We start from the raw sequence: 22,557 nt of genomic DNA on the forward strand, positions 1-22,557 counted from the left end.
GCCCGCTCCCCCTTCTCCAGGGAGCGGGCCGGCGTCGTCACGGGCGGGGTGTGAAGGCCACCGGGAGGCGGTCCGGGCCGCCCGCCCACGGGGAGGACCTGCGCGCGGGCAGCGGCGGGACGGCGTGCAGGTCCGGCAGCCGTTCCAGCACCACCTCCACGGCCGCGGCGGCGATGGCCGCCGCGACCCGCGGCACGGGGTGGGGGCAGCCGCGCTCGCCGTGGCCGAAGAAGACCCGGGGCCTCTCCCGCCCGGCGGGCTGCGCGCCGGCGCCCGCCGCCGCCAGCCCCAGGACGAGCAGGTCGCCGCGGCGGATCCGGCGACCGCCCAGGTCGCAGTCCTGGACCGCCCAGCGTCCGACCGCGTTGCGGGCGGGGGTGTCCCGCCACAGCGCCTCCTCCAGCGCCTGGGGCACGGTGGTCCGCCCCGCGGCCAGGGAGCGGGCCGGGCCGTCGTCGGCCAGGGCCAGGCGCAGGGTGACGGCGATCCAGTCGGCGACGGCCGCCTGACCGAAGACGAGCACCAGCAGCAGGTCCTGGGCGACCTCCTCCGGGGCGGCGCGGCGGGCGGCGAGCAGGGAGGCCGGGTCGTCGGCGCGGGGCAGGCGGCGGCGGTCGCGCACCAGTTCCGTGAGGCGCCCGTGCAGACGGCCGCGGGCCGCGGCGGCGCCGGGGCCGGTGCCCGCCGCCGCGAGGAGTTCGCCGGGCGGGACCTCCCGCGCTCCGCACAGGCGGGCGAGCACCCGCGCCGGGACGTGCCGGGCGTAGTCGGCGACCAGGTCGGCGCTCCCCGCCGCCGCGAAGCCGTCGACCCGCCGGCCGGCCACCCGCCGGGACAGGTCGCGCAGGTCGATCCCCTCGACCGCGGCCAGGGCGTCGCCGATCGCGTCGGCCCGGTCGGCGCCGTCCTCGCCCAGGAGCACCGGCGGCGCCCACAGCGCGTGGGCCAGGACCGGGTGGTCGGGGCCGATCCGGTCCCGCAGGTTCCACCTGCGGTGGTCCCGGGAGAACCACGCGGAGCGCCCCATCACCTGCCGCAGCTCGCGGACCCCGGAGACGAACCAGGCGGGGACGTCGCCCTCCAGCAGCACCGGGGCGACCGGTCCGAGCGCGCGCAGCCGGGCGTGGAGGGCCGCGACGTCCCGGTCGGCCGCGGGCCCGTACAGGCGGGGGGCGCCGGCGTGGTCGGGCGAGGGCGGCGGGGGTCCGCTGCCGGCGGGATCGGCGGCGGGGTCCGGTGCGCCGTCCGGGACGGGGTCGGCGCCGAAGACCGGGAGGCGGGCCGGGCCCCGGTCCGCGGGCCGGGCCCCGGCCCCCTCCCACCACCGGAGGGGGTCCTCCCGCCGGGCGCTCACGAGGCGAGCCCCGCCCGCTCCGGCACCGGACCGGACGCCGCGACCAGGGTCCGCGGGACGAGGACCCCCACCGACAGGCCCCCCTGGGGGGAGGTCCCGAAGTCCACGCCGAAGCGGTGCCGGGCGGCGATGAGGCCGACCACGGCCAGGCCGGTGCGGTCCCCGTCCACGACCTCCAGGCCCCCGGGTGAGTCGACGCGGGCCCGGGCCGCCTCGCGCTCGCGGCGGCGCATCCCCGGTCCGCCGTCCTCCACGTGCAGGACGATCCCCTCCTCGTCCCCCTCCACCCGGACGGACACCTCGGCGTCGGGGCCGGAGAAGGCGGCGGCGTTGTCGAGCAGCTCGGCCAGGACGCGGGCCAGCGGCTCGGCCGCCTGTCCCAGCACCTCCACGCCCTCGGCGCCGCGGGCGCGCACCCGTGTGCGGGCGCCGACGCGGCGGGCGGCCCGGCGCAGGACGTCAGGCAGGGGCACGGTGAGCGGGTCGCGCCGGCCGGTCCCCCCGCCGGCGAGGGTGACCAGGGTGTCGGCGGTCCGCACGGTGCGGGCCAGGACGCGCCCGGCCTCCACCAGGTCCTCGCGGACCTCGGGCCGGTCCCCGTGGGTCTCGCGCAGGACGCGCAGGTGCTCGGCCGCCGTCTCCAGGCCCGCGCTCAGCCGGGCCCCGCAGGAGGCGGTGGCGGCCAGGACGGTGTCGGTGCGGCGTGCGGCGGCCAGCAGCTCGGAGCGGACGTGGTCGCGCAGGGAGGCCAGGGCGTCGTCGAGGGGCAGGTGGCCCGTCGGTGCGGGCGGGGGGTCCGCGGCCTCGGCGGCGGCGCAGCGGTCCGTGCGGATGCGGGCGGTGAGCGGCGGCAGCCAGGCCCGGTCCAGCTCGGTGATCCGCCGCTCGCAGCGGGCGATGAGGGCGCGGGCGTGCTCGGCCCTGCGGGCGGCGAGGTCGAGTTCGCCCCCGGCGGCGCGCAGCAGCCGGTCCAGCGCGGCGTGCCGGACCGGCGGGTGGGCGGCGAGGACCTCCCGGACGGTGCGGCCGGAGCGGACGCCGTCGGCCAGGGCGGGCAGGAGGTGGTCGGCGAGCAGGGCGGCCTCGTGTTCGAGGGTGTCGTCCGCGGCCCGGGCGCGGACGCGCCCGTCCCGGACGACGCGGACCGCGGCGGCGCGGTGGGCGGCCACCGCGACCGCGGCGCACAGGGCGGTGCCCAGGGCCCCGGTGACCGCGGCGACCAGGGGGCGGTCGCCCTGGCCGACGGCCGCCACCGACCACGACCAGGCGGGGGCGACGAGGACGGCGCTGGCCAGCAGGGCGATCAGCGCCTGGTGGGCGGGGTGGGGGGAGATCCGGATCCGGTCGGTGGAGTCGGTCGACATGTGGTCCTCGGGTCGAACGGCACGGAGTCCCGCCGCGTGCCCGGCCGGCCACGGCGCTCGCCGGGGAACGCGCGGTTGGACATTTTTACGGTAGACCACATTCGTCCGCCGCGCGGGCCTTACCGAGAAAGGGATCCCCGCCGGAAAGGCGGGGACCCCCAGGTCATCCCGCACCCGGCGGGACGAATTCGTTATTTGTCAGGACAATGCATTTTCCGGGACAGACGGCATTTCCCGGAGGGCCCGCCTTTCCGGGATTTCCCGGGCCGTTCACGGAAGGAACAGGGCGAGCGCGCAGACGGCCGCGGCGGTCAGGACGACGTTGCCGATCGCCGAGGCCCGGCGGCCGGGCGCCGCGGGGTCCTCCCCCCGGGCGGGCAGGGCCGGGGAGCGCAGGACGACGGCGGCGACCGCCGCCGCGGACAGGGCGGTCAGCAGGTACCACAGGGCCACGGGGACGACGGTCCAGGTGACGACGACCAGGGACAGCGCGGCCACGAAGCCCAGGGACGCCGTCCGGGACACCGCGTCCCAGCGGTCGGCGAGGCGGTTCCTCCCTTCGCCCGGCCGGGCCGCCAGGGCGAGGGACACGGCGGCCAGCGCCCACCACAGGCACAGGGCGGCGCCGATGAGTACGGGGATCAGCGCGGGGTTCACGACCACTCCTTCCCGGTGAGCAGCTCGACGGCCTGCCCCTCCACCTCGGCGGTGGTGTTGGAGAGCACGATGACGGCCCGGTCGGCCTCCCGGTCCAGGGCCAGCATGGAGACGAACCCGCCGGTGCCGCCGTTGTGCCAGGTCACCTCGGTGCCGTCGACGTCGGTGGTCACCCAGGCGTAGCCGATGCGGTCGTCCCCGTCGGGCCAGCGCGGCTCCAGCGCGGCCGTGCCGGGGGCGGTGCCGTCGAGCACGGCGCGGGCGAAGCGCTCCATGTCGGCCGGGGTCGAGCGGACCCCGACGGTGGAGGTGTAGGCCGCGGCGAGCCAGGGCGCGGCGGTGCGGCCCCGCTCGGTGTGCCCGAGGGTTGCGTCGTCGGGCAGGTCGGCCTCGGTGCGGGGGAGGTAGGTGTCGTCCATGCCCAGGGGGTCCAGGAGGCGCTCGCGCAGCAGGTCGGCGTACCCGGTCCCGGTCGCCTCGGCCAGGGCCGGGCCCAGCAGGGCGAAGCCCAGGTTGGAGTAGTGGGACTCGCCGCGGTCGGTGAGCTCTGCGGCGCGGGCCTGGTCCAGCAGGACGGAGTCGTCGTAGCGGTAGGGGTCCCGGCCGAAGTAGTTGGCGGCGACCGCGCTCGACACGACGTCCCGCAACCGCGTGGGGAGCCGGGGCAGCCCGGAGCGGTGGGAGGCCAGCTCGGCCAGGGTGACGTCGGCGACCGGGGTGCCGTCGAGGTCGAGCAGGTCGCCGAGCCGGGTGTCCTCGGTGACCTCTCCGCGCTCGATCGCGTCCGCCAGGAGCAGGGCGGTCATGGCCTTGGTGATGGAGCCGATCTCGAAGTCGGTGTCGGCGCCGCCCCCGAAGTGGGCGAGGGCCGTCTCCTCGCCGTCGATCTCGACGACGCCGAGCAGGTCGCGGGGTCCGTCGGCGTACAGGTCTCGGGCGCGGTCGAGCAGCTCCCGGTCGCCGGTCTCGGCGGTGGACAGCGCGGGGACGCGCGGGGCGACCGCGATCCCCAGGGCGATGACCAGGAGGGCGGCCAGACAGGCCGCCGCGATGGTGCGGGTGCGCACGGGTCTCCTCCCTCGTGTCAGGCGGGCCCGCCCGCGGCGGTGAGGATCACCAGGAGCGGGACGAGGCGTTCGGGCGGTACGGCGTAGTGGCCGCGGCGGACGGCGACCAGCCACCCTGCGGCGGACAGCAGGTTGACGTGGTGGTAGATCTGGCCGGTCGTGCCGAACTCGGAGCGCTCGGCCAGGGCGGCGACGGTGTCGGTGCCCTGCCGGACGGCCTGGAGGAGCCGGAGGCGGACCGGGTGCCCCAGGGCGTCCAGGGAGGCGGCGCGGCGGGACCAGTCCTCCGCGTCCAGCCGTTCCGCGGGCAGGCCCTGCTGCCACTCCAGGGCTTGGGGCCCGGACCCGAGGACACCGGCGAAGACCACGCCCCCGTCCCCGGCGACGTGCTGTTTCAGGGCGTTCAGGGCGAAGAACGGGTCGTGGTCCCCGGCCGCGTCGGCGTCGGTCCCTGCGGTGCCGCGCGTCTCCAGCGCGGCGACCCGGGCCTCCAGCTCGGCCAGGCGCTGTTCGGTCGTCTTCTCTGCCACTCCGCCAAAGTATCAGAAAGTCCGTAATTACGTAATTCCGCACTCACGCCGGTCACGGCCCCGGGGCCCTTCCTTTGCCGGATGTGTGAGAGCGCCTGGCGTGCCGCTGACCGCGACCGGCAGATCATGAAGGAAAAGGAGGGCGGGCCGCGTTCTCCGCGACGTCCGAAGGGCCGGGGCCGCGGGCCCGCGGTCGATGAGGAGGCGAGACATGCGTGCGGAAGCCGCCAACGGGTGGCAGTTCTTCGTCGCGACCCTGTTGATCGTCATCGGGGCCGTCAACATCATCCAGGGGCTGGTGGCCCTGTTCACCCCGGACTTCTACATGGTCGGCGGCACGGAGATGCTCTTCCTGGGCTTCGGCGCCTGGGGCGTCCTGCTCGGCCTGTGGGGCGTCGTCCTGGTGGTCGCGGGCCTGGCCGTCCTGTCCGGCCGCACCTGGGCCCGGGTGTTCGGCATCGTGCTGGCCTGCCTCAACGCCCTGGCACAGCTGGCGTTCGTGCTGGCCATGCCGGTCTGGTCGATGGTGGCGATCGCCATCGACATCCTGGTGGTCTACGGACTCACCGCCGGATGGCCGAGCCGGTCCCGCGGGGAGGGGTCCGCGACGTCCTCCGGGATGAGCGCCGCCGAGCAGGAGGCGTACCGGAGCGGGTACCAGGCGGCGCACGAGGCGCCGCCGCAGGCGCGGGCCGCGGAGCGGACCGTCGCCCGCCCCGGCGGGCGCGGCCGGGCCGACGGCTGAGGAGGGACCCGGAGACGGGGAGGTGGGGCGGCCCCGCGGGGCCGCCCCACCTCCCCGTTCCGCTCAGGCCGCGGCGGCGCGCACCGCCGACGCCAGCCGGTCGCGCAGCGGCGCGAACCCCGGCTCGGCCCGCGGGTCCGGACTGCGGGGCAGGCCGGAGGTCTCGTCCAGCACGATCCGGCCGGGGCGGGCGCTGAGCACCACCAGGCGCGAGCCCAGCCGGACCGCCTCGTCGACGTCGTGGGTGATGGAGACGATAGTCTTGCCGGTGGCCGACCACAGCGCCCGCACCTCGTCCTGGAGGCGCTCCCGGGTGAGCGCGTCCAGGGCCCCGAAGGGCTCGTCCATGAGCAGGACGCCCGGATCCGGGGCCAGGGCACGGGCGATGGCCACCCGCTGGCGCATGCCGCCGGACAGCTCGTAGGTGCGCATCCGCCCGGCGTCGGCCAGGCCCACCTGGGCCAGCCGCTCCCCGGCGACCTCCCGGCGGCGTTCCCGGGGCACCCCCGCCGTGCGCAGTCCGAACTCCACGTTGGCCCGCACGCTCAGCCACGGGAACAGGGTGGGCTGCTGGAAGACCATGCCCCGGTCCGGCCCCGGGCCCCGCACCGGAACGCCGCCGGCCGCGATCTCCCCGCGGGTGGGCCGCAGGAATCCGGCGATCAGCCGCAGCAGGGTGCTCTTGCCCGATCCGGAGGGTCCCACGACCACGAGGTGCTCCCCCGCGGCCAGGGACAGGTCGATCCCGTCCAGGGCGGGCACCGGGCCGGAGCCGCCCCGGTACTCGTGCCCGATCCCGGTCAGGACCAGGGCGTCGTCAGTCGAGGGCACCGGCGACCCCCTCCGCCGCCAGGGCCTCCTCGAAGGCCGCGGGTCCGGGCGCCGCGTCGATCTCCCCCTGGGCGGCCAGGAACTCCGCGGTGAGGTTCAGGTACTCGGCCAGGCGCCCGGGCTCCCCGGCGGTGCCCAGGTACTCGGCGGAGGCCTGCTCCTCGGCGGTGAGGAACACGAGCTGGCCGATCTGCTCGGCCGCCTCCTCCCCGGTCAGGCCCAGCTCGGAGGCGATGGCGGCGGCAGCGGCGTCCGGGTCCTCCCGCAGCAGCCGCACCGCCCGGTCCTGCTGCCCGACCCAGGTGGACAGGGCGTCGGGGTAGGACTCGGCGAAGGCCGCAGAGACCACCGCCAGGTCGGCGGTGACCTTGCCGCGCTCGGCCAGCTCGCCGCTGGTGACCACCGGGTGGCCGCCGGACGCGTACAGCTCGCCCAGCACCGGGTACCAGACGAAGGCGGCGTCGATGTCCCCGCGCTGCCAGGCGGCCTGGATGTCCTGGGGCTCCAGGTCGAGAAGCTCGACGTCGCCGACGCCCAGCCCGGCCTCGTCAAGGGCGGCGACGAGGTGGTAGTGGGTGGTGCTGGCGAAGGGCACCGCCACGGTGCGGCCCCGCAGGTCGGCGACCTCGTCGATGCCCTCGACCGCGGCGAGCGCCTCGTTCTCGCCGATGACGTTGTGGATCCAGGGCACCCGGTAGTCGATGTCCAGGGGCGCGGACAGGCCGCGGGTGACGGGGGCACTGCCCGCCAGGGCGATGTCCAGCTCCCCGGCGAGGAAGGCGGTGTTGACGTCGCCCCCGGAGTCGAAGCGGCTCCACACGACCTCGGTGTCGGGCAGCGCCTCCTCCAGCCACCCCTGGTTCTTGACGACGAGGTCGCCGTTGGGGATCGACTGGTAGCCGATCCGCAGCTGCGCCGGGACGCCGTCGGCCGGGTCGGCGGGGGCGTCGGCGCCGCAGGCGGTGGCGGTGAGGCCGAGGGAGGCCAGCACGGCGAGGAGGGCGAGGGTCGGACGGTTCACGGTTCTTCTCCAGGGGGATCTCAGGTGCGCCCGCGCCAGGGGGCGACGGTGCGGTCGAGGGTCACCAGCAGCCGGTCGATGAGCAGCCCGGACAGGCCGATGACGATGAGGCCGAGGATGACGACGTCGGTGTGGTTGAAGCGCTGGGCCTCGCGGATCATGCCGCCGATGCCGGGGACGCCGTTGACGGTCTCGGCCGCCACCACGGAGGTGTAGGCCACGCCGACGGCGATGCGCACGCCGGTGGAGATCTCGGGCAGCGAGTGCGGCAGGACCACCCACAGGGCCTGCTGCCAGGGCCGGGCCCCCAGCGAGCGGGCGGCGTTGAGGTGGTCGGGGTCCACCCCGCGCACGGCGTCGGCGGTGGCGACGGCGACCGGGGGCAGGGAGGCGACGACCAGCAGCCAGATCTTGGGCTCCTCGCCGATGCCGAACCAGATCACCAGCAGGCTCAGGTAGGCCAGCGGGGGCAGGGTCCGCACGAACGTGACGAGGGGGCCGAGCATGGCGCGCACGGCCGGGACGAGTCCGATGAGCAGGCCCAGCAGGACGCCGCCCAGGGTGCCCCAGGCGCTGCCGACGAGGATGCGGCGCAGGCTGGTGAGCAGGTGCTCCCCCAGGGTGTGGCCGCTGTAGCCCTCGGTGCTCGTGGCGACGGCCTGCGCCCAGACGGCGCCGGGCGGGGGCAGGACGACCGGTGGCCAGACCTGGGCGCGGGCCACCGCCCACCACAGCAGGAGGAGCCCGCCCACGGACAGGACGCGCAGGCCCAGGGCGCGCCGCCGCGAGGGGCCCTCCCGGCGGCGCCGGGGTGCGGTCGGGGCGGCGGGCGCGGGCGGTGCCTCGGCGGGGGCGCTCACGGGCGGGTCCCGGCGGGGACCGCGGCGGGGTCCGCCGGCGCGCCGGGGGCGGCGGCCAGGCGGGGCAGCACGTGCTCGCCCACGCGGTAGGCCTCCTCCAGGTGCGGCCAGCCGGAGAGGATGAACTCGTCCGCCCCCGCGGCGCGGTACTCGCGCAGGCGCTCGGCCACCTGGTCGTGGTCCCCCACCAGGGCGGTCCCGGCGCCCTCGCGGACCAGGCCCACCCCCGCCCACAGGTTCGGGGACACCTCCAGGGCGTGCACGTCCCCGGTCAGGCCGCGGGTGCGCAGGGCGTTCATGCGGGCCTGCCCGGTGGAGTCCATCCGGGCGTAGTACTCCTCCATGGCCGCCACCCGGTCCGCCCCCATGCCCTCCAACAGGCGGGCGGCCTCGCGCCAGGCCTCGTCAGCGGTGTCGCGGGTGATGACGTGCAGGCGGACGCCGAAGCGCGGGGAGCGCCCCTGCGCGGCGGCGGCCGCCCGGACCCGGCGCACGCGCTCGGCGATCATGGCGGGCGGCTCGCCCCACATGAGGTAGGAGTCGGCCCGGCGGGCGGCGACCCGCTCCGCGGCCGGGGAGGCGCCGCCGAAGTAGATCTCCGGGGCGGGCTCCAGGGGGAGGTCTCCCCAGCCCTGGACCGTGTAGTGGTCGCCGCGGAAGTCGAAGCTCCCCCCGGCGAAGGAGCGGCGCAGCACCGCGAGGAACTCGTCGGTGCGGGCGTAGCGCTCGTCGTGGCCGAGGGTGTCGCCGTAGGCGCGCTGCTCGACGGGGTCGCCACCGGTGACGATGTTGAGGAGCAGGCGGCCGTCGGAGACCTCCTGGAAGGTGCGGGCCTGCTGGGCGGCGAGGGTGGGGAGCACGAACCCGGGGCGGAAGGCGACCAGGAAGCGCAGGGTGTCGGTGTGCCGGGCCAGGGCCGCGCAGGTGATCCACGGGTCGGGGCACCCCGCGCCCGTCGGGGTGAGCGCCGCGTCGAACCCGGCGGCCTCGGCCGCCCGGGCGACCTGGGCCAGGTAGGCGGTGGTGGCCGGGCGGTGGGCCGCGGTCACACCACCCGCGCCCAGGCGGACGGTGGAGTTGCGGACCGCGGTGCCGTCGCCGGTCGTGGGCAGGAACCAGTGGAAGCGCATGCCGAAGGGGGGCCTTTCGCGGAGGGGCCGTCGAACATTCCTGACTATACAGATAGGAAATATCTGTTACCAGGTCGGCAGCGTGTCCGGACGGTGGCACGGCGCAAGGGGACGCGCAGCGGCCACGGGCACCGGGCGCGGCGGGACCGCACGGCCGGGGCGCGCGGCCGGGGCCGGGAGCGGTCCTCCCGACCCCCGGCACGGGTCAGTCCTCGTAGAGCCCGTCCAGCTCGGCCGCGTACTTGTCGCGGATGACCCGCCGCCGGAGCTTGAGGGAGGGGGTGAGCTCACCGGTGTCCGGCCCCCACTCACCCGCCAGCACCCGGTGGCGCTTGACCTGTTCGGCACGGCTCAGCCGGGCGTTGGCGGCGGCGACGGCGCGCTCCAGCTCCGCCGCCACCTCCGGATGCGCGGCCAGCGCGTCCCAGTCCCCGCCGGTATCGATCCCACGGGCCGCCGCCCACACCGGGGTGACGTCCCGGTCGGGCACCACCAGGGCCACCAGGTAGGGGTGCCCGTCGCCGTGCGCGTAGGCCTGGCCGACCAGCGGGTGCTCCTTGAGGGTGTTCTCCACCAGGGCGGGCGAGACGTTCTTGCCCCCGCTGGTCACGATGATCTCCTTCTTGCGGTCGGTGATCCACAGGTGGCCGTCCCCGTCGAGGCGGCCGATGTCGCCGGTGGCGAACCAGCCGTCGCCGTCGGTGGCCGCGCGCACCGCGCCGCCGGCGTCCACGTACCCGTCGAACACCGTCTCCCCGCGCAGCAGGACCTCCCCGTCGTCGGCGACCCGGACCTCCACCGAGGAGAGCGGGCGCCCCACCGAGCCCAGCCGGAACCCGCCGGTCGGGGTGTTGGCGGTGGCCACGCCCAGGGACTCGGTCAGGCCCCAGGCGTCCATGATCGGCATGCCCAGGCCGGCCCAGAAGCGCACCACCTCCGGCGGCATCGGGGCCGAGGCGCTGGAGGCCCACACCACCCGGTCCAGGCCCACCTTCTCCAGGACCGGGGTCAGGGCGAGCTCGCGGACCGCCGCGAACCGCCGCGCCAGGTCCGGCGGGACCGGCCCGCCGCGCTCCAGGTGGGCGGTGTGCTCGGCGGCCACCGCCATGGCCGCCTCGATCCCCGACCGCTGTTCCCCGGGCAGCCCGGCCAGCCCGGCGCGCAGCGCGGAGGCGAGCTTCTCCCACACCCGGGGCACCCCGAAGAACTCCGGCGGGCGCACGTGTCTCAACACGCCGACCAGCTCCGCCGGGTCGTCGCACATCCACACGTGGGAGGCCCGGAGCAGGGGCAGGTACAGGCCCAGGACGCGTTCGGCGATGTGGGCCAGCGGCAGGTAGCAGATGTGGGCGGCGTGCTCGGGCAGGTCGATGAGGGAGTCCAGGGCCGCCAGGTTGGCGAGCATCCGCCGGTGGGTGACCGCCACGCCCTTGGGGTCGCCGGTGGTCCCCGAGGTGTAGACGACGGTGAGCAGGTCCTCGGGCTTGAGGGAGTGGCGGTGCTCGAACGCGTCCCCGGCCGGGGCGGCGGCGAGCGCGGCGTAGTCCAGGTGGCCGCGGCCGGGGTCCGCGCCGGAGACCACGACCAGGAACTCCAGCGCCGTGCCGGGGTCCGCGACCAGGGGCTCCCAGGCGGCGGCGACCGCCGCGTCCTCCACGACGGCGACGCGGGCCCGGCTGTGCCGGGCGATGTAGGCGACCTGCTCGGGGGCGGCGGTTCCGTAGACGGTGGTGGGGACCGCTCCGAGGTGCACCAGCGCCAGGTCGGAGAGCCAGTGCTCGGGCCGGTTGCCCAGCATCAGCAGGGCGCGGTCGCCGGGGGCGGTGCCGAGCGAGGCGTAGCCCTGGGCGAGTCGGGCGACGGCCTCGTTCACCCCCGCCCAGGTGAGGGTGGGCCAGTCGTCGCCGGAGCGCCAGGAGAGGGCGGGCAGGTCGGGGTGCGCGGCGGCGTTGTGTTCGAGGAGGCGGGCGAGGGTGTGGTCCGGGGAGACGGCTGGGGGCACGGAGGGCTCCTGACGGTCGTCCTACGCTCACATGTGATCTGGAACACACGCGAGGGTAACACCGGGCCATCCCCCCGGACAGACCCCTTGGCGGCCCTCAGCCCTTACGGGGACGGGGATGCAGGTGCGAGGCGACCGCCAGCCGGTTGTAGAGGTTGATCATCGAGATCGCGACCAGCAGGGCGGCCAGCCGCTTGTCGTCGTAGTGCTCGGCGGCCTCCGCGTACACCTCGTCCGGGACCCCGTGCTCACCCAGGCGGGTCACGGCGTCGGTGAGGGACAGGGCCGCGCGCTCGGCGGGGGTGAAGACCGCGCCCGCCTCGTACCAGGCCGACACCAGGAAGAGGCGCTGCTGGGTCTCCCCCTCCTTCAGGGCCCGGCGCGTGTGCAGGTCCACGCAGAAGGAGCAGCCGTTGAGGACCGAGGAGCGGAGCTTCACCAGTTCGAGCAGGGTGATGTCGAGGTGCTCCGCGACGAGGCCGTCGACCTCGTCCAGTTTGGAATAGATCTCGGGAACCTGCTTGGACCACACGATGCGCTCTTGCGACACGGGACGACGCCTCCTCGATCCGGGCACGGGCCGGGCGGCCCGCACTACCCGCAACGTACGCCACCCGGCGGCTCTTCCCGGACCGGCTGCCGCCCCGGCGCCCCGGCCGGAACCGGACGCGGCGCACCCTTCCACCCGAATTCACACCGTGGTAGAAAAGGCTTTGATTCCGCGCATTCCTTTTCCTTTCACCGGGAAAGGCATGCCGTTTTCTCCGGAATTCTTCCGACCCCTGGGGAGACCGCACCGTGGAAACGGAGCCCCCGCCCCCGCGGCGGGCCGGGACGCCCGCCTCCCTCGGCGGGACCGTGCGGGAACTGGGGGCGAAGGCGTTCCCCCTGTATTTCTCGATGCTGGCGTCCATGGCGGGGGGCATGGTCACCGCCGGTGTGATCGGGAACGTCGCCACCGCCGACCTCGCGGCCTTCGCCCTGCTCATCACGGTGTTCAACCCCCTGCTCATGGTGGTGCAGGGAGCGCTGCGCGGGTCGATGCCGTTCGTCGCCGAGTGCGTGGACGACCCGGCGGCGCTGGCTCCGGTGGTGCGCGACTCCACCTGGCTCGCCCTGCTCGCGGGCGCGGCGGGCGGTGTCGTCCTGGGGCTGACCCCGCTGTGGGCGCGGGCGATCGGGGTGGCCGCCCCCACCCTGGCCGCGCTGGGGGTGCTGCCCGCGGCGCTGGCCGGGCTGGCCCTGCTGGCCTCCTCCGTCAAGGCCTCGGTGACGGTGCTGCTCGTGGGGCTGGGGCGCAACCGGACCGTACTGGCACTGAGCCTGGTCAACACCGCGACCGCGGTGACCCTGACGCCGCTGCTGGTGCTGGGCGCGGGCCCGGTGCCCGGGCTGGGGCTCACCGGGGCGGCGCTGGCGCTGTGCCTGGACAACTGCGCGATGGCGGCGCTGTACCTGTACGTCTCGCGCCGCGGGACCCCGCTGCGCGGGCACCGGGTGGGGCTGGGCGCCCCCGACCGGTCGGGCGTCGCCGAGATCGCCCGGGTGGGGCTGCCCACCGGTTCCACCCTGCTCGTCAAGTTCGGATCACTGAGCCTGCTGGGGCTGGTGGTGGCCCGGATCGGTACCGAGGAGGCGGCGGCCCACCAGCTGCTGGCGGTCATCGCGGGGTTCGTCTTCATCCCCGCGATCGCCGTGGGGCAGTCGAGCGTCCCGTTCGCCGCCCGGGCGGCCGGGCAGGGGTCGGTGGCGGGGGTGCGCCGCGCGGTCACCGCCGGATACCTGGTGGCGGTGCCGGTGGTGACGGCGAGCCTGGTGCTGCTGTGGGCGCTGGCCGGCCCCGCGGTCGGGGTGTTCACCCCCGACCCCGCGGTACGGGAGACGGTGGTCGCGCTGCTCCCGCTGCTGTCGGCGGTGGTGGTCGCCGACGCCGCGCAGTCGCTGCCCGGGATGGGGCTGCTGGGGATCAGGCAGGCGCGCTACTCCCTGTACACGTTCGCGGTCTGCTACGGCCTGCTGTGCCTGGCGGCGGTGCCCGTCGCCGCACTGGGCGGGCTCGCCGGGGTCTGGGCGGCCTACGCGGTGGCCAACACCGGGCTCGTGGCCGGCCAGGCGGCGGCCTTCCACCGGCGCTCCGCCCTCGTGTGAGCGGGCCCCGCCCGGGGCCGCGCTCCGCGCCCGCTCGGACCGGCCGGGTACCGCGACCCCTGGACCGGTCCGGGACCGCTCCGCTCCGCGCCTGCCGGGGCGGGCCTGCCGCCCCCGGGGCGCCGGCGACCGGCACCGGTGTCAGGAGCGGTCGCGCGCGTCGTGGGCGAGCAGGGCCAGCGGCACCCGGCCGGCCAGGTCGAGTTTGGTGAGCGCACTGGAGACGTGCGCCTTGACCGTCCCCAGCGACATGTGCAGCGCACGGGCGATCTCGGCGTTGGACAGCCCGTCGGCGACGGCCTCGGCGACCTCGCGTTCGCGCCCGGTGAGCAGGGCCAGCCGCTCCCGGGCGCCGCGGCCGCGCACGGCCGCGGCATCGTGCGCCCCGCCCCCGTCCGGAGCGGGGGCGACGCCGTCGCGGCGTGCGCCCTCCGGCCCCGCCGCCGCGTCGTGGCCGTCCCGCCCGGTGCCGGCGGCGACCCGGTCCATGAGGGCGCGGGCCACCGCGGGAGAGAGCACCGGCTCCCCGGCCGCGGCGCGGTGCACCGCCTCCACGATCCGCTCGGGCTCGGTGTGCTTGAGCAGGTATCCGGCGGCCCCGGCGCGCAGCGCCCGGGCGACGGTGTCGTCGGCGTCGAACGTGGTCAGCACGATGACCTGGGGGTCGTCCTCCCCTCCGGTGCGCAGCGCCCCGGTGGCGGTGATCCCGTCCATGCCGGGCATGCGCACGTCCATCAGCACCACGTGGGGGCGGTGCGCGGCCACCGCGGCGGCCACCTCCTCCCCGTCGGCGGCCTCGCCGACCACGGTGATGGTCGGCGCCCCGGAGAGCATGATCCGCAGCCCGGTCAGCACCAGCGGGTCGTCGTCGACGAGGAGAACGCGTACGGGAGTGTCCACGTCGTCCACTATCGCACCCGCGTGTCCGCGGCAGCGGCGTCCGCCGGTACCGGCCGGGCGGGGGGTGTCCGCGGGTCCGCCGCCCCGGCCCGGGGTGGTCGCGGTGCCGCCGCGGCCTCGGGCCAGGGCAGCTCGGCGTCGAGGCGGAAGACCCCCCGTCGCGACCCGTGGGTGAGGGTCCCGCCGTCGAGGCGGACGCGCTCGGCCAGCCCGGTGAGCCCGGCTCCCGCACCGGGGATCTCCGCCGCGGCCACCCCCACCGGCAGCGGGTTGCGCACCGACACCGCCAGTGCCCGGCCCGGCCCGCCCTGGACCCGTACCTCCACCCGGGCCCCCGGGGCGTGCTTGCGCGCGTTGGTCAGCCCCTCCTGCACCACCCGGTAGGCGCTGCGGCCCACCCGGTCGCCGGGGACCGCGTCCCCAGGCAGCTCCAGCCGGGCGCTGACCCGCTGCCCGGACCCGGTGGCCTCGCGCAGCAGCCGCTCCAGGTCGGCCAGGGTCGGCTGAGGCGGGGCGGTGCCCGCGCCCTCCCGCGCGCCCGTGCCGCCCTCCCCGGGTCCGGTGTCGGCGGCGCGCAGGACCGCGAGCACGCCGCCCAGTTCGTCCAGGGCCCGGTGGGCGTTGTCGCGGATGACGCCCACGGCCGCGCCCAGCTCCTCCGCGGTGGGCGGCGGGGCCTGCCCCTGCTCGCTCTGGCGGACCCGGTAGGCGAGGGCTCCGGCGTGCACGGACAGCAGGGACATCCGGTGGGCGAGGACGTCGTGCATCTCGCGCGCGATACGGCGGCGTTCGTCGGCGCGGGCCTCGGACAGCCTGCGGTCGCGGTCGGCGCGGGCGCGCAGCACGTCCTCGCGCAGCCGCTCGACCAGCCGGATCCGGGACTTGAGCGCCAGCCCCCAGCCCAGGCAGCCCAGGAGCAGGAGCACGACGACCACGAGCGCGAAGGCCACCTGGTGGTCGGGGATCACCAGCAGGAACCAGGGCAGTCCGACGACGACGGTGCCCGCCGCCACCGCGGCCGCCTGCCACCAGGGGCGGCGCGCGGTCAGCCCGATCAGCGAGACGACGAGCGCCGCCAGGGAGGCGGAGGAGAGGGCCGAGAGGAGCCCGACGACCGCGGCCGAGGCCAGCGGGAACCGGGGCCGGGCGAACAGCACCAGGGCGGCGGCCACGCCGAGCACCACGTCCACGGCGGCCAGCCACCCGGGGACGTAGGAGTTGTACCCCAGCCGGTACAGGAGCGCGTACAGCACCGCCCACCCCAGCCCGGCGCCGACCGTCAGCAGCACGCCCCAGGGGACGGCGCGCCCTCCGTCCGACCCGCCCGGCTCCCCCGGCCCCCCGCCGCCGCGGGTCCCGTCGCCGCCCGCCGCCTCCACGGCCGTTACCCCTTCCACCGCACCCGCCCTCCCGGCACCCGCGGCCCGCAGGGCCCGCCCCTGCCCGCCGGCACGCACCCGCGACCGCCCCGGGGGGCCGGCCCGGCGCGGCGGACCCGCGGCCGGCGCACCGCCCACCCCTCTCAGGGTAGGCCGGGAGCGGGTGGCGGCACCTCGGCCGAAAGGCCGATACCGGGCCCGGGCGCCGTCCCGGCCGTCGTCCGATCGGCCGACACCGCGCCGGATGAAAACGACCGATCGGACGATGCGGGGCACCGGTCCGCGGCGGGACGATCGGGGGTATGGCGAACGACGACGGGCCCGCCCTGGAACTGGTCGGGCTGACCAAGGCCTTCAACGGCACCAGGGCCGCCGACGGTGTGTCCCTGGCCGTTCCCCGCGGCGCCCTGCTGGGGCTGGTGGGCCCCAACGGCGCGGGCAAGACGACCTCCATCTCCATGGCCGTCGGCCTGCTGCGCCCCGACGCGGGCACGGCCCGGGTGCTGGGCGTGGACATGTGGTCGGACCCGGTGGGCGCCAAGCGCCTGCTCGGTGTGCTCCCGGACGGGCTGTCCCTGCCCGAGCGCCTCACCGGCGGGGAGCTGCTGACCCACTGGGGCGGGCTGCGCGGGCTGGAGCGGGGCCTGGTCCGGGAGCGGGCCGGGGAGCTGCTGCGGGTCCTGGAGCTGGAGGAGGCCGACGACAGGGGCGTCCTGATCGCGGAGTACTCCACCGGCATGCGCAAGAAGATCGGCCTGGCCACGGCCCTGCTGCACGCGCCCCGGGTGCTGGTGCTGGACGAGCCCTACGAGGCCGTCGACCCGGTGTCGGCCCGGGTGCTCACCGCGATCCTGCGCCGCTTCACCGACGGCGGGGGCACCGTGGTGGTCTCCAGCCACGTGATGGCCCTGGTGGAAGGGCTCGCCGACCGGGTGGCCATCATCGCCCGCGGGCGCGTGCTGGCCGACGGGACCCTGGACGGCGTGCGCGGCCCGGACGCCACCCTGGAGGACACCTTCGTGCGGCTGGTCGGCGCGCGCGAGGTCGGAGAGGACGAGCTGGCGTGGCTGTCGTCCTGATCCGCCTCAAACTGGCGCTGATGCGCCACTCCTTCACCGGGATGCGCGTGCTGGGGCTGGTCCTGGCCCTGCTGGGCGCCGCGCTGACCTGGTACCTGGCGGTCTCCTCCCCCGGCCCGCGGGTCCGTTCGGACCTGCTCCCCCTGGTCTTCGCGGTGTGGGCGGCGGCCTGGGCGCTGGGCCCCACGGTCGCCAACGGGGCGGGGACACTGCGCTCGCAGTACTTCGCGCTGCTGCCGATGGACCGCCGCCGCACGGGCGCGCTGCTGCTGGTCACGGCGTTCGTGGACCTGGGCCCGGCGCTGACGCTGGTCGCGTCGGCGGCGCTGGTGTGGCACGGCGCGTCCCTGTCGGCGGGCGCGGCCCTGGTCGCGGTGCCCGCGGCGCTGCTGCTGTGGGTCTCGCTGATCTCCCTCTCCCGGCTGGTGTTCCGGGCGCTGGGCGCGGCGATGCACTCGCGGCTGGGAATGGAGATCGCCTCGGTGCAGTGGGGGCTCTTCCTGGCCCTGATCTTCTTCGGCTGGATGGCGGTGCAGCCGGCGCTGGCGGCGACGCTGGAGCTGCGCGACCGCGGCCTGGGCGAGGGTCCCACGGGCGCGCTGCTGGCGGCGCTGCCCACGTCGTGGCCGGTGCACGCCGTGGACGCGGCGGGGGCGGGGGCCTGGGGCTCGGCCCTGGGCTGGCTGGCGGCCACGGCCCTGACCTCGCTGGTCCTGGCGTCGGTCACGGCGGTGCTGCTGGCGCCCCGGGTGACGGCGCGCGGGGTGCGCCGGCGCGGGCGCCCGCCGGGGGCCCGGCCGCTCTCCCGGCCGGCCCGCGCCGTGCTGCCGGGCACCCCGCTGGGCGCGGTGGTGGGCAAGGAGCTGCGCCAGTGGTGGCGCGACCCGTGGCGGGGGCTGGAGGTGCGCGCCTCCCTGTGGGCGGGCCTGTTCATCGGCCTGCTGGCGTGGTCGAGCGACACGTTCTCGTTCTTCGCGCCGTTCGCCGGGGTGATCTGCGCGTTCATCATGGTGCTGGCCACCGCCAACATGTACGGCCACGACGGGACGGCGCTGTGGCTGACCGCGGTGGGCCAGGGCCCCGGCACGGCCCGTGCCGACGTGCGCGGCCGCCAGATCGCGATCGCGCTGCTGAGCGCGCCGGGGGCGCTGGCGCTGAGCGTGCTGTTCATCGTGCTCACCGGGGAGCACTGGGCCTGGCCCTACGTGCTGACCGGGCTGGCCGCGGTGTTCGGCGCGGGTTCGGGCCTGTCGCTGCTGTTCTCGGTGGTGGCGCTGTCCCCCGGGGTGGACCCGCAGCTGCGGGTGGACGCCAACGACAGCGGCGACAACCAGGTGCAGGTGTGGCTGTCGCTGCTGTCGCTGCCGGTGCTGGCGTCCCCGGCCGTACTGGCGGCGGTGTTCCTGGGGCTGGCCGGGGCGCCGTGGGCGGCGGTCCCGGTGGGGGTGGCCAACGGCCTGCTGGGCGCCCTGTGGCTGGGGCGGATCGCGCACCGGCGGCTGGACGGGCGCCTGCCGGAGACGTTCACCCGTATCCGCTACGGCAAAGCCGTCGCCCTCCAGGCGGTACCGGAGGCCGGGTCCCTACTGGACCGGCTGGAGCGGACCGCGATCTCCGGCAACGAGGAGACGCGGCCGCAGGGGTCCTGAACCCCGCACAGACCCGGGCCGGGGCGTGGACGGCGCCCCGGCTCAGGGACCGGGCTCGGTCCGCACCCTCGCGTAGAGGGCGGTGAGCCCGTCCAGGAAGGACGACAGGGCCAGCTCGAAGCTGTCCTCGTCGATCTCGGCGGCGTGCTCGGCCAGCCGGTGGGCCTGGGACAGGTTGGGGTAGCGGTCGCGGTAGACGCGCACGTCGTCGTCGAAGCCGCGCGCGAAGGAGCCGGTGGCCGAGCCCAGGACCAGGTAGCGGGTGGAGGCGCCGATCATGGTGGCGTAGCGGGGCGGCCAGCCCGCGCCCACCAGCCCGCCGTGGATGGCGTCGGCGCGGCGCAGCGCCTCCTCCCGGCGGCCGGGGCCCGCGGCGATGACCGGCAGCAGGTTGGGGTGGGCGGCCAGGGCGCCGCGGTAGGAGCGCGCCCAGGCGGTCAGGCCCCGGCGCCAGTCGCCGCTCTCGAACGCGGAGACCTCGATGTCCCGGGTGACCTCCTCGGCTATCGCGGCGAGCAGCTCCTCCTTGGTGCGGTAGTGGCTGTACAGGGAGGCCGCGCGCACGTCCAGCTCCTCGGCGAGCTTGCGCATGGACAGCCCGTCCAGCCCGTCCCGGTCGATGAGGGCGAGCGCGGCGCGGCGGATGCCCGCGCGGCTCAGGATCGGCGTCTTGGGTCGGGCCACTGACCTGGGTCCCCTCTGCGGTGGGCCGGCACCGGTACCTCCGGTGTCCGGGCCCGATCATCGTACGGCCCCCGGCCGTCCGGACCCGTTCCGCGGGCGCGCCCCCTCTTGCCCCGGCGGCGGGGATCGTCGTACCCTCAATTAACCGAACACCGTTAGGTTAACTGGGAGCAGGCCGTGATCGATTTCTCGTTGAGCGAAGAGCAGCGCGCCGTCCGCGACTGGGTGCGGACCTTCGTCGAGCGGGAGCTGGTGCCGCTGGAGAACGGGGTGCTGCGGCGCGAGCGCGAGGGGCACCCCCCGGGCCTGGACCGCGAGGAGCGCGCCCGGCTGCGGGAGCTCGCCCGCAAGTCCGACTTCTGGGGCGTGGAGACGCCGGTGGAGTACGGCGGCATGGGGCTGGACCCGGTCACCGCGGCGGTCATCGAGATCGAGCTGGGCCGGACCTTCCTGACCTTCAAGTTCGGCGGCGAGGCCGACAACATCCTCTACCACTGCAACGAGGAGCAGCGGGAGCGCTACCTGCTGCCCACCATCGCCGGGGAGAAGCGGTCGTGCTTCGCCATCACCGAGCCGGGCGCCGGCTCGGACGCCAAGGCCATCCGCGCCCGCGCCGTGCGCGACGGCGACACGTGGGTGATCAACGGGGAGAAGACCTTCATCACCGGCGGCAACGAGGCCGACTTCGCCATGGTCTTCGCGGTCACCGACCCGGAGAGGGGCGCGAACGGCGGCGTCACCTGCTTCCTGGTGGACCGCGACATGGGCTGGACCTCCGAGCCCATCGACACCATGGGCGAGCGCCGCCCCGCCTCCCTGGTCTTCCAGGACGTGCGCGTGCCGCACGGGAACATCCTCGGCGAGGAGGGCGGGGGCTTCACCCTGGCGATGCAGTGGATCGGCAAGGGCCGCTACCTGCTCCCCGCCCGCGCCGTCGGCAGCTGCGAGCGGCTGCTGACCATGGCCGTCGAGTACTCCCGGACCCGGGAGACCTTCGGCGCGCCGATCGCCGACCGCCAGGCCATCCAGTGGATGATCGCCGACTCCCAGGTGGAGATCGAGGCGCTGCGCCTGCTCGTGCTGCACGCGGCCTGGCAGGTCGGCGCGGGCCGCGACTCGCGCCACGCACAGTCCATCGCCAAGCTCTTCGGCGGCGTCAAGGCCAACGAGATCGTCGACCGCGTGCTCCAGATCCACGGGGGCATGGGGTACACGCGCGAGCTGCCCATCGAGCGGTTCTACCGCGACCTGCGCCTGCTGCGCATCTTCGAGGGCACCGACGAGATCCAGCGCCGCACGATCGCCCGCGACCTGCTCAGGGGCCACGTCAAGGTGGGCGCAACCCTGGGCTGACCGCGGGAGTGCGGAAGGGGCCCGTGCCCGGTGCGGCACGGGCCCCTTTCCCCTCCGGGCCCGGGCAGGGCCGCGGCAGGGGTCCGGAGAACGCCCTCTAGCGGACGGCGACCAGGTCGCAGACGAAGATCAGGGTCTCGTTCGGGCCGATCTTGCCGCCCGCGCCGCGCTCGCCGTAGGCCAGGTGCGGCGGGATGACCAGCTTGCGGCGGCCGCCCACGCGCATGCCCAGGACGCCCTGGTCCCAGCCGGGGATGACCTGGCCGGCGCCCAGGCGGAAGCTCAGCGGGGCGCCGCGGCTCCAGCTGGCGTCGAACTCCTCGCCGCTGGAGAAGGCCACGCCCACGTAGTGGACGTCGACCGTGCTGCCGTGTCCGGCCTGCTGCCCCTCGCCGACCACGGAGTCGGTGATCTGCAGGTCCGCCGGCGGCGGGCCGTCGATGGGGTCGATCTCCGGACGCTCCAGAGCCATGGTGGTACCTCTTCTGTGACACGGGTGAACAGAGGGGGCCAGCGTACCGGTCCCCGCGCTCAGCCCAGCAGCGCGCCGACCGTGGCCGCGACGACGTGCCCGCGGCCCTCGATCTTGAGGGGTCCGCTGTCGGCCTGGACGAACACCGACTGCCCGCGGAGCAGCTCGATCCGGCGCCCGATCTCGGGTATCAGCTCGACCCGGCCGTTCAGCGCGAGCACCACCGCGGGCCCCTCCCCGGGCAGGTGGGCGGTGACCCGGCCCGGACCGATCTCGTGCAGGGCGAACTCCGGCGCGGCCGGGCTGAACTGCCGCCTGCCGTCCTGGACGGTGGGCAGGGAGTACGGGATGGGCAGGACCGAGAAGTCGACCACGTCCAGCAGCTCGGCCGGGTCCACGTGCTTGCGGGTCAGTCCCGCCCGCAGCACGTTGTCGGAGCCCGCCATCACCTCGACGGCCGTGCCCTGGAGGTAGGCGTGCAGGTTGCCGGCGGGCAGGAAGAGTGCCTGCCCCGGCCAGAGCGTGACCCGGTTGAGCAGCAGCGACGCCACTGCTCCGGGGTCTCCCGGGTACCGGGCGGCCAGGTCGCCGATGATGCCGGCGTGGGCGCACCGGGGGCGGACGCGCTCCCACTCGTCCACGAACCCGCCGATGAGCCGCCCGCGGTCGGCGGCGTCCAGGGTGAGCAGGCGGGTGAGCGCCGCCCGCAGCGCGGCGCGGTCGTCCTCCCGGGACAGGTCCTCGCGCAGCAGGTCGGCCAGCTCGCAGGACAGGTCCAGCAGGTCGCGGTGGGCGGCGGCGGGCTCGCGGAATCCGCACAGGGCCTCGAAGGGCTCCAGGGCCAGCAGCAGCTCGGGCTTGTGGTGGGGGTCGCGGTAGTTGCGGTGGGGCGCGTCGACCGGGATGCCCCGCTCCTCCTCGGCGGCGAACCCGGACCGGGCCCGGGCGGCGTCCGGGTGCACCTGGAGGGACAGGGGCTCGTCGGCGGCCAGGATCTTGAGCAGGAAGGGGAGGCGGGCGCCGAAGCGGTCGACGACCTCCGCACCCAGGACCCGGTGGGGTTCGGCGGTGATCAGCTCGGGCAGCGGGAGGGGTCCCCGCTCGCACCGGGCGGTGCTGGGGGCGCCGTGGTGGGCGCCCAGCCACAGCTCGGCCTGCGGGGTGCCGTCCGGCTCCAGGCCCAGCAGCCGGGGGATGGCCGTGCGCGCACCCCAGGCGTACGGTCGGACCTGGTTGGTGAGCCTGTGCATCCGCTCCCCGCTTTCCCGTCTGCAAGTTCTCACCCCGCCGACGCTCCGGCGGGACGGGGGCCAGTCTCGCGAACGGAGCGGT

General features: G+C 76.1%; 21 protein-coding genes. 5 read left to right on the plus strand and 16 right to left on the minus strand.

Annotation, left to right across the window (positions count from 1 at the left end; genetic code table 11):
* Nucleotides 1-37 precede the first annotated feature (37 nt).
* From BUE45_RS17035 to BUE45_RS17055, 5 genes are all read right to left on the minus strand, one after another.
* The gene (locus tag BUE45_RS17035) at nucleotides 38-1,354 is read right to left on the minus strand and encodes a cytochrome P450 family protein (protein WP_143173392.1); all 1,317 of its coding nucleotides are present in this window, start codon (nucleotides 1,352-1,354) and stop codon (nucleotides 38-40) included.
* Nucleotides 1,351-2,718, minus strand: coding sequence for an ATP-binding protein (locus BUE45_RS17040; RefSeq protein ID WP_073380336.1), 1,368 nt, complete (start codon nucleotides 2,716-2,718; stop codon nucleotides 1,351-1,353). Before BUE45_RS17040 ends, BUE45_RS17035 begins: the two co-directional genes overlap by 4 nt.
* 270 nt (nucleotides 2,719-2,988) lie before the next feature.
* The gene (locus BUE45_RS17045) at nucleotides 2,989-3,375 is read right to left on the minus strand and encodes a hypothetical protein (protein ID WP_073380337.1); all 387 of its coding nucleotides are present in this window, start codon (nucleotides 3,373-3,375) and stop codon (nucleotides 2,989-2,991) included.
* Nucleotides 3,372-4,442, minus strand: a complete 1,071-nt coding sequence (locus BUE45_RS17050) for a serine hydrolase domain-containing protein (protein ID WP_073380338.1) — start codon at nucleotides 4,440-4,442, stop codon at nucleotides 3,372-3,374. The genes BUE45_RS17045 and BUE45_RS17050 overlap by 4 nt, the downstream gene beginning before the upstream one ends.
* A gap of 17 nt (nucleotides 4,443-4,459) precedes the next feature.
* Nucleotides 4,460-4,972 carry an ArsR/SmtB family transcription factor gene (locus tag BUE45_RS17055; RefSeq protein ID WP_073380339.1) on the minus strand — a complete coding sequence of 171 codons (513 nt, stop codon included), beginning with the start codon at nucleotides 4,970-4,972 and terminating at the stop codon, nucleotides 4,460-4,462.
* Nucleotides 4,973-5,183: 211 nt separating this feature from the next.
* On the opposite strand from BUE45_RS17055, the gene BUE45_RS17060 reads away from it, so the two are divergent.
* A complete protein-coding gene (locus BUE45_RS17060; RefSeq protein WP_073380340.1) occupies nucleotides 5,184-5,717 on the plus strand; it encodes a DUF7144 family membrane protein in 534 nt (177 codons plus the stop codon).
* Between the two features lie 63 nt (nucleotides 5,718-5,780).
* Here the strand turns inward: BUE45_RS17060 and BUE45_RS17065 are convergent, their stop codons facing one another.
* From BUE45_RS17065 to BUE45_RS17090, 6 genes are all read right to left on the minus strand, one after another.
* A complete protein-coding gene (locus tag BUE45_RS17065; protein WP_073380341.1) occupies nucleotides 5,781-6,548 on the minus strand; it encodes an ABC transporter ATP-binding protein in 768 nt (255 codons plus the stop codon).
* Nucleotides 6,535-7,569 carry a taurine ABC transporter substrate-binding protein gene (locus BUE45_RS17070; protein ID WP_073380342.1) on the minus strand — a complete coding sequence of 345 codons (1,035 nt, stop codon included), beginning with the start codon at nucleotides 7,567-7,569 and terminating at the stop codon, nucleotides 6,535-6,537. Before BUE45_RS17070 ends, BUE45_RS17065 begins: the two co-directional genes overlap by 14 nt.
* A 20-nt stretch (nucleotides 7,570-7,589) precedes the next feature.
* Entirely contained in the window at nucleotides 7,590-8,429 is an 840-nt protein-coding gene (locus tag BUE45_RS17075; protein WP_073380343.1) for an ABC transporter permease, read from the minus strand.
* Nucleotides 8,426-9,559 (minus strand): LLM class flavin-dependent oxidoreductase, encoded by a 1,134-nt coding sequence (locus BUE45_RS17080; RefSeq protein WP_073380344.1) that lies wholly within the window; start codon nucleotides 9,557-9,559, stop codon nucleotides 8,426-8,428. Before BUE45_RS17080 ends, BUE45_RS17075 begins: the two co-directional genes overlap by 4 nt.
* A gap of 205 nt (nucleotides 9,560-9,764) precedes the next feature.
* Entirely contained in the window at nucleotides 9,765-11,561 is a 1,797-nt protein-coding gene (locus BUE45_RS17085; RefSeq protein WP_073380345.1) for an AMP-dependent synthetase/ligase, read from the minus strand.
* A 97-nt stretch (nucleotides 11,562-11,658) separates the two neighbouring features.
* Complete coding sequence (locus BUE45_RS17090) at nucleotides 11,659-12,111, minus strand: carboxymuconolactone decarboxylase family protein (protein WP_073380346.1); 453 nt, start codon at nucleotides 12,109-12,111, stop codon at nucleotides 11,659-11,661.
* A 248-nt stretch (nucleotides 12,112-12,359) separates the two neighbouring features.
* On the opposite strand from BUE45_RS17090, the gene BUE45_RS17095 reads away from it, so the two are divergent.
* Nucleotides 12,360-13,709: an MATE family efflux transporter gene (locus BUE45_RS17095; protein ID WP_073380347.1), complete on the plus strand. Its 1,350-nt coding sequence runs from the start codon at nucleotides 12,360-12,362 to the stop codon at nucleotides 13,707-13,709.
* A gap of 141 nt (nucleotides 13,710-13,850) precedes the next feature.
* Here the strand turns inward: BUE45_RS17095 and BUE45_RS17100 are convergent, their stop codons facing one another.
* Together BUE45_RS17100 and BUE45_RS17105 are read right to left on the minus strand one after the other, a co-directional pair.
* Entirely contained in the window at nucleotides 13,851-14,618 is a 768-nt protein-coding gene (locus BUE45_RS17100; RefSeq protein WP_073380348.1) for a response regulator, read from the minus strand.
* On the minus strand, nucleotides 14,618-16,006 hold the full coding sequence (locus tag BUE45_RS17105; protein ID WP_245833315.1) for a sensor histidine kinase: 1,389 nt from the start codon (nucleotides 16,004-16,006) through the stop codon (nucleotides 14,618-14,620). Before BUE45_RS17105 ends, BUE45_RS17100 begins: the two co-directional genes overlap by 1 nt.
* Before the next feature lie 284 nt (nucleotides 16,007-16,290).
* Here BUE45_RS17105 and BUE45_RS17110 point away from each other — a divergent pair, with 284 nt between their 5' ends.
* Nucleotides 16,291-17,067 (plus strand): ABC transporter ATP-binding protein, encoded by a 777-nt coding sequence (locus BUE45_RS17110; RefSeq protein ID WP_073380350.1) that lies wholly within the window; start codon nucleotides 16,291-16,293, stop codon nucleotides 17,065-17,067.
* Nucleotides 17,052-18,716: a hypothetical protein gene (locus tag BUE45_RS17115; protein WP_073380351.1), complete on the plus strand. Its 1,665-nt coding sequence runs from the start codon at nucleotides 17,052-17,054 to the stop codon at nucleotides 18,714-18,716. Before BUE45_RS17110 ends, BUE45_RS17115 begins: the two co-directional genes overlap by 16 nt.
* A 42-nt stretch (nucleotides 18,717-18,758) precedes the next feature.
* On the opposite strand, the gene BUE45_RS17120 is transcribed toward BUE45_RS17115, so the two are convergent.
* Nucleotides 18,759-19,400, minus strand: a complete 642-nt coding sequence (locus BUE45_RS17120) for a TetR/AcrR family transcriptional regulator (RefSeq protein WP_073380352.1) — start codon at nucleotides 19,398-19,400, stop codon at nucleotides 18,759-18,761.
* A gap of 177 nt (nucleotides 19,401-19,577) precedes the next feature.
* Here BUE45_RS17120 and BUE45_RS17125 point away from each other — a divergent pair, with 177 nt between their 5' ends.
* Entirely contained in the window at nucleotides 19,578-20,753 is a 1,176-nt protein-coding gene (locus BUE45_RS17125; RefSeq protein ID WP_073380353.1) for an acyl-CoA dehydrogenase family protein, read from the plus strand.
* 97 nt (nucleotides 20,754-20,850) lie between these two features.
* Here the strand turns inward: BUE45_RS17125 and BUE45_RS17130 are convergent, their stop codons facing one another.
* Nucleotides 20,851-21,225, minus strand: a complete 375-nt coding sequence (locus tag BUE45_RS17130) for an FKBP-type peptidyl-prolyl cis-trans isomerase (protein ID WP_073380354.1) — start codon at nucleotides 21,223-21,225, stop codon at nucleotides 20,851-20,853.
* 59 nt (nucleotides 21,226-21,284) lie between these two features.
* Nucleotides 21,285-22,475 (minus strand): mannose-6-phosphate isomerase, class I, encoded by a 1,191-nt coding sequence (manA, locus tag BUE45_RS17135; RefSeq protein WP_073380355.1) that lies wholly within the window; start codon nucleotides 22,473-22,475, stop codon nucleotides 21,285-21,287.
* Nucleotides 22,476-22,557: the final 82 nt, after the last annotated feature.

The organism is Nocardiopsis flavescens (assembly GCF_900141985.1).
Classification (GTDB): Bacteria; Actinomycetota; Actinomycetes; order Streptosporangiales; family Streptosporangiaceae; genus Nocardiopsis; species Nocardiopsis flavescens.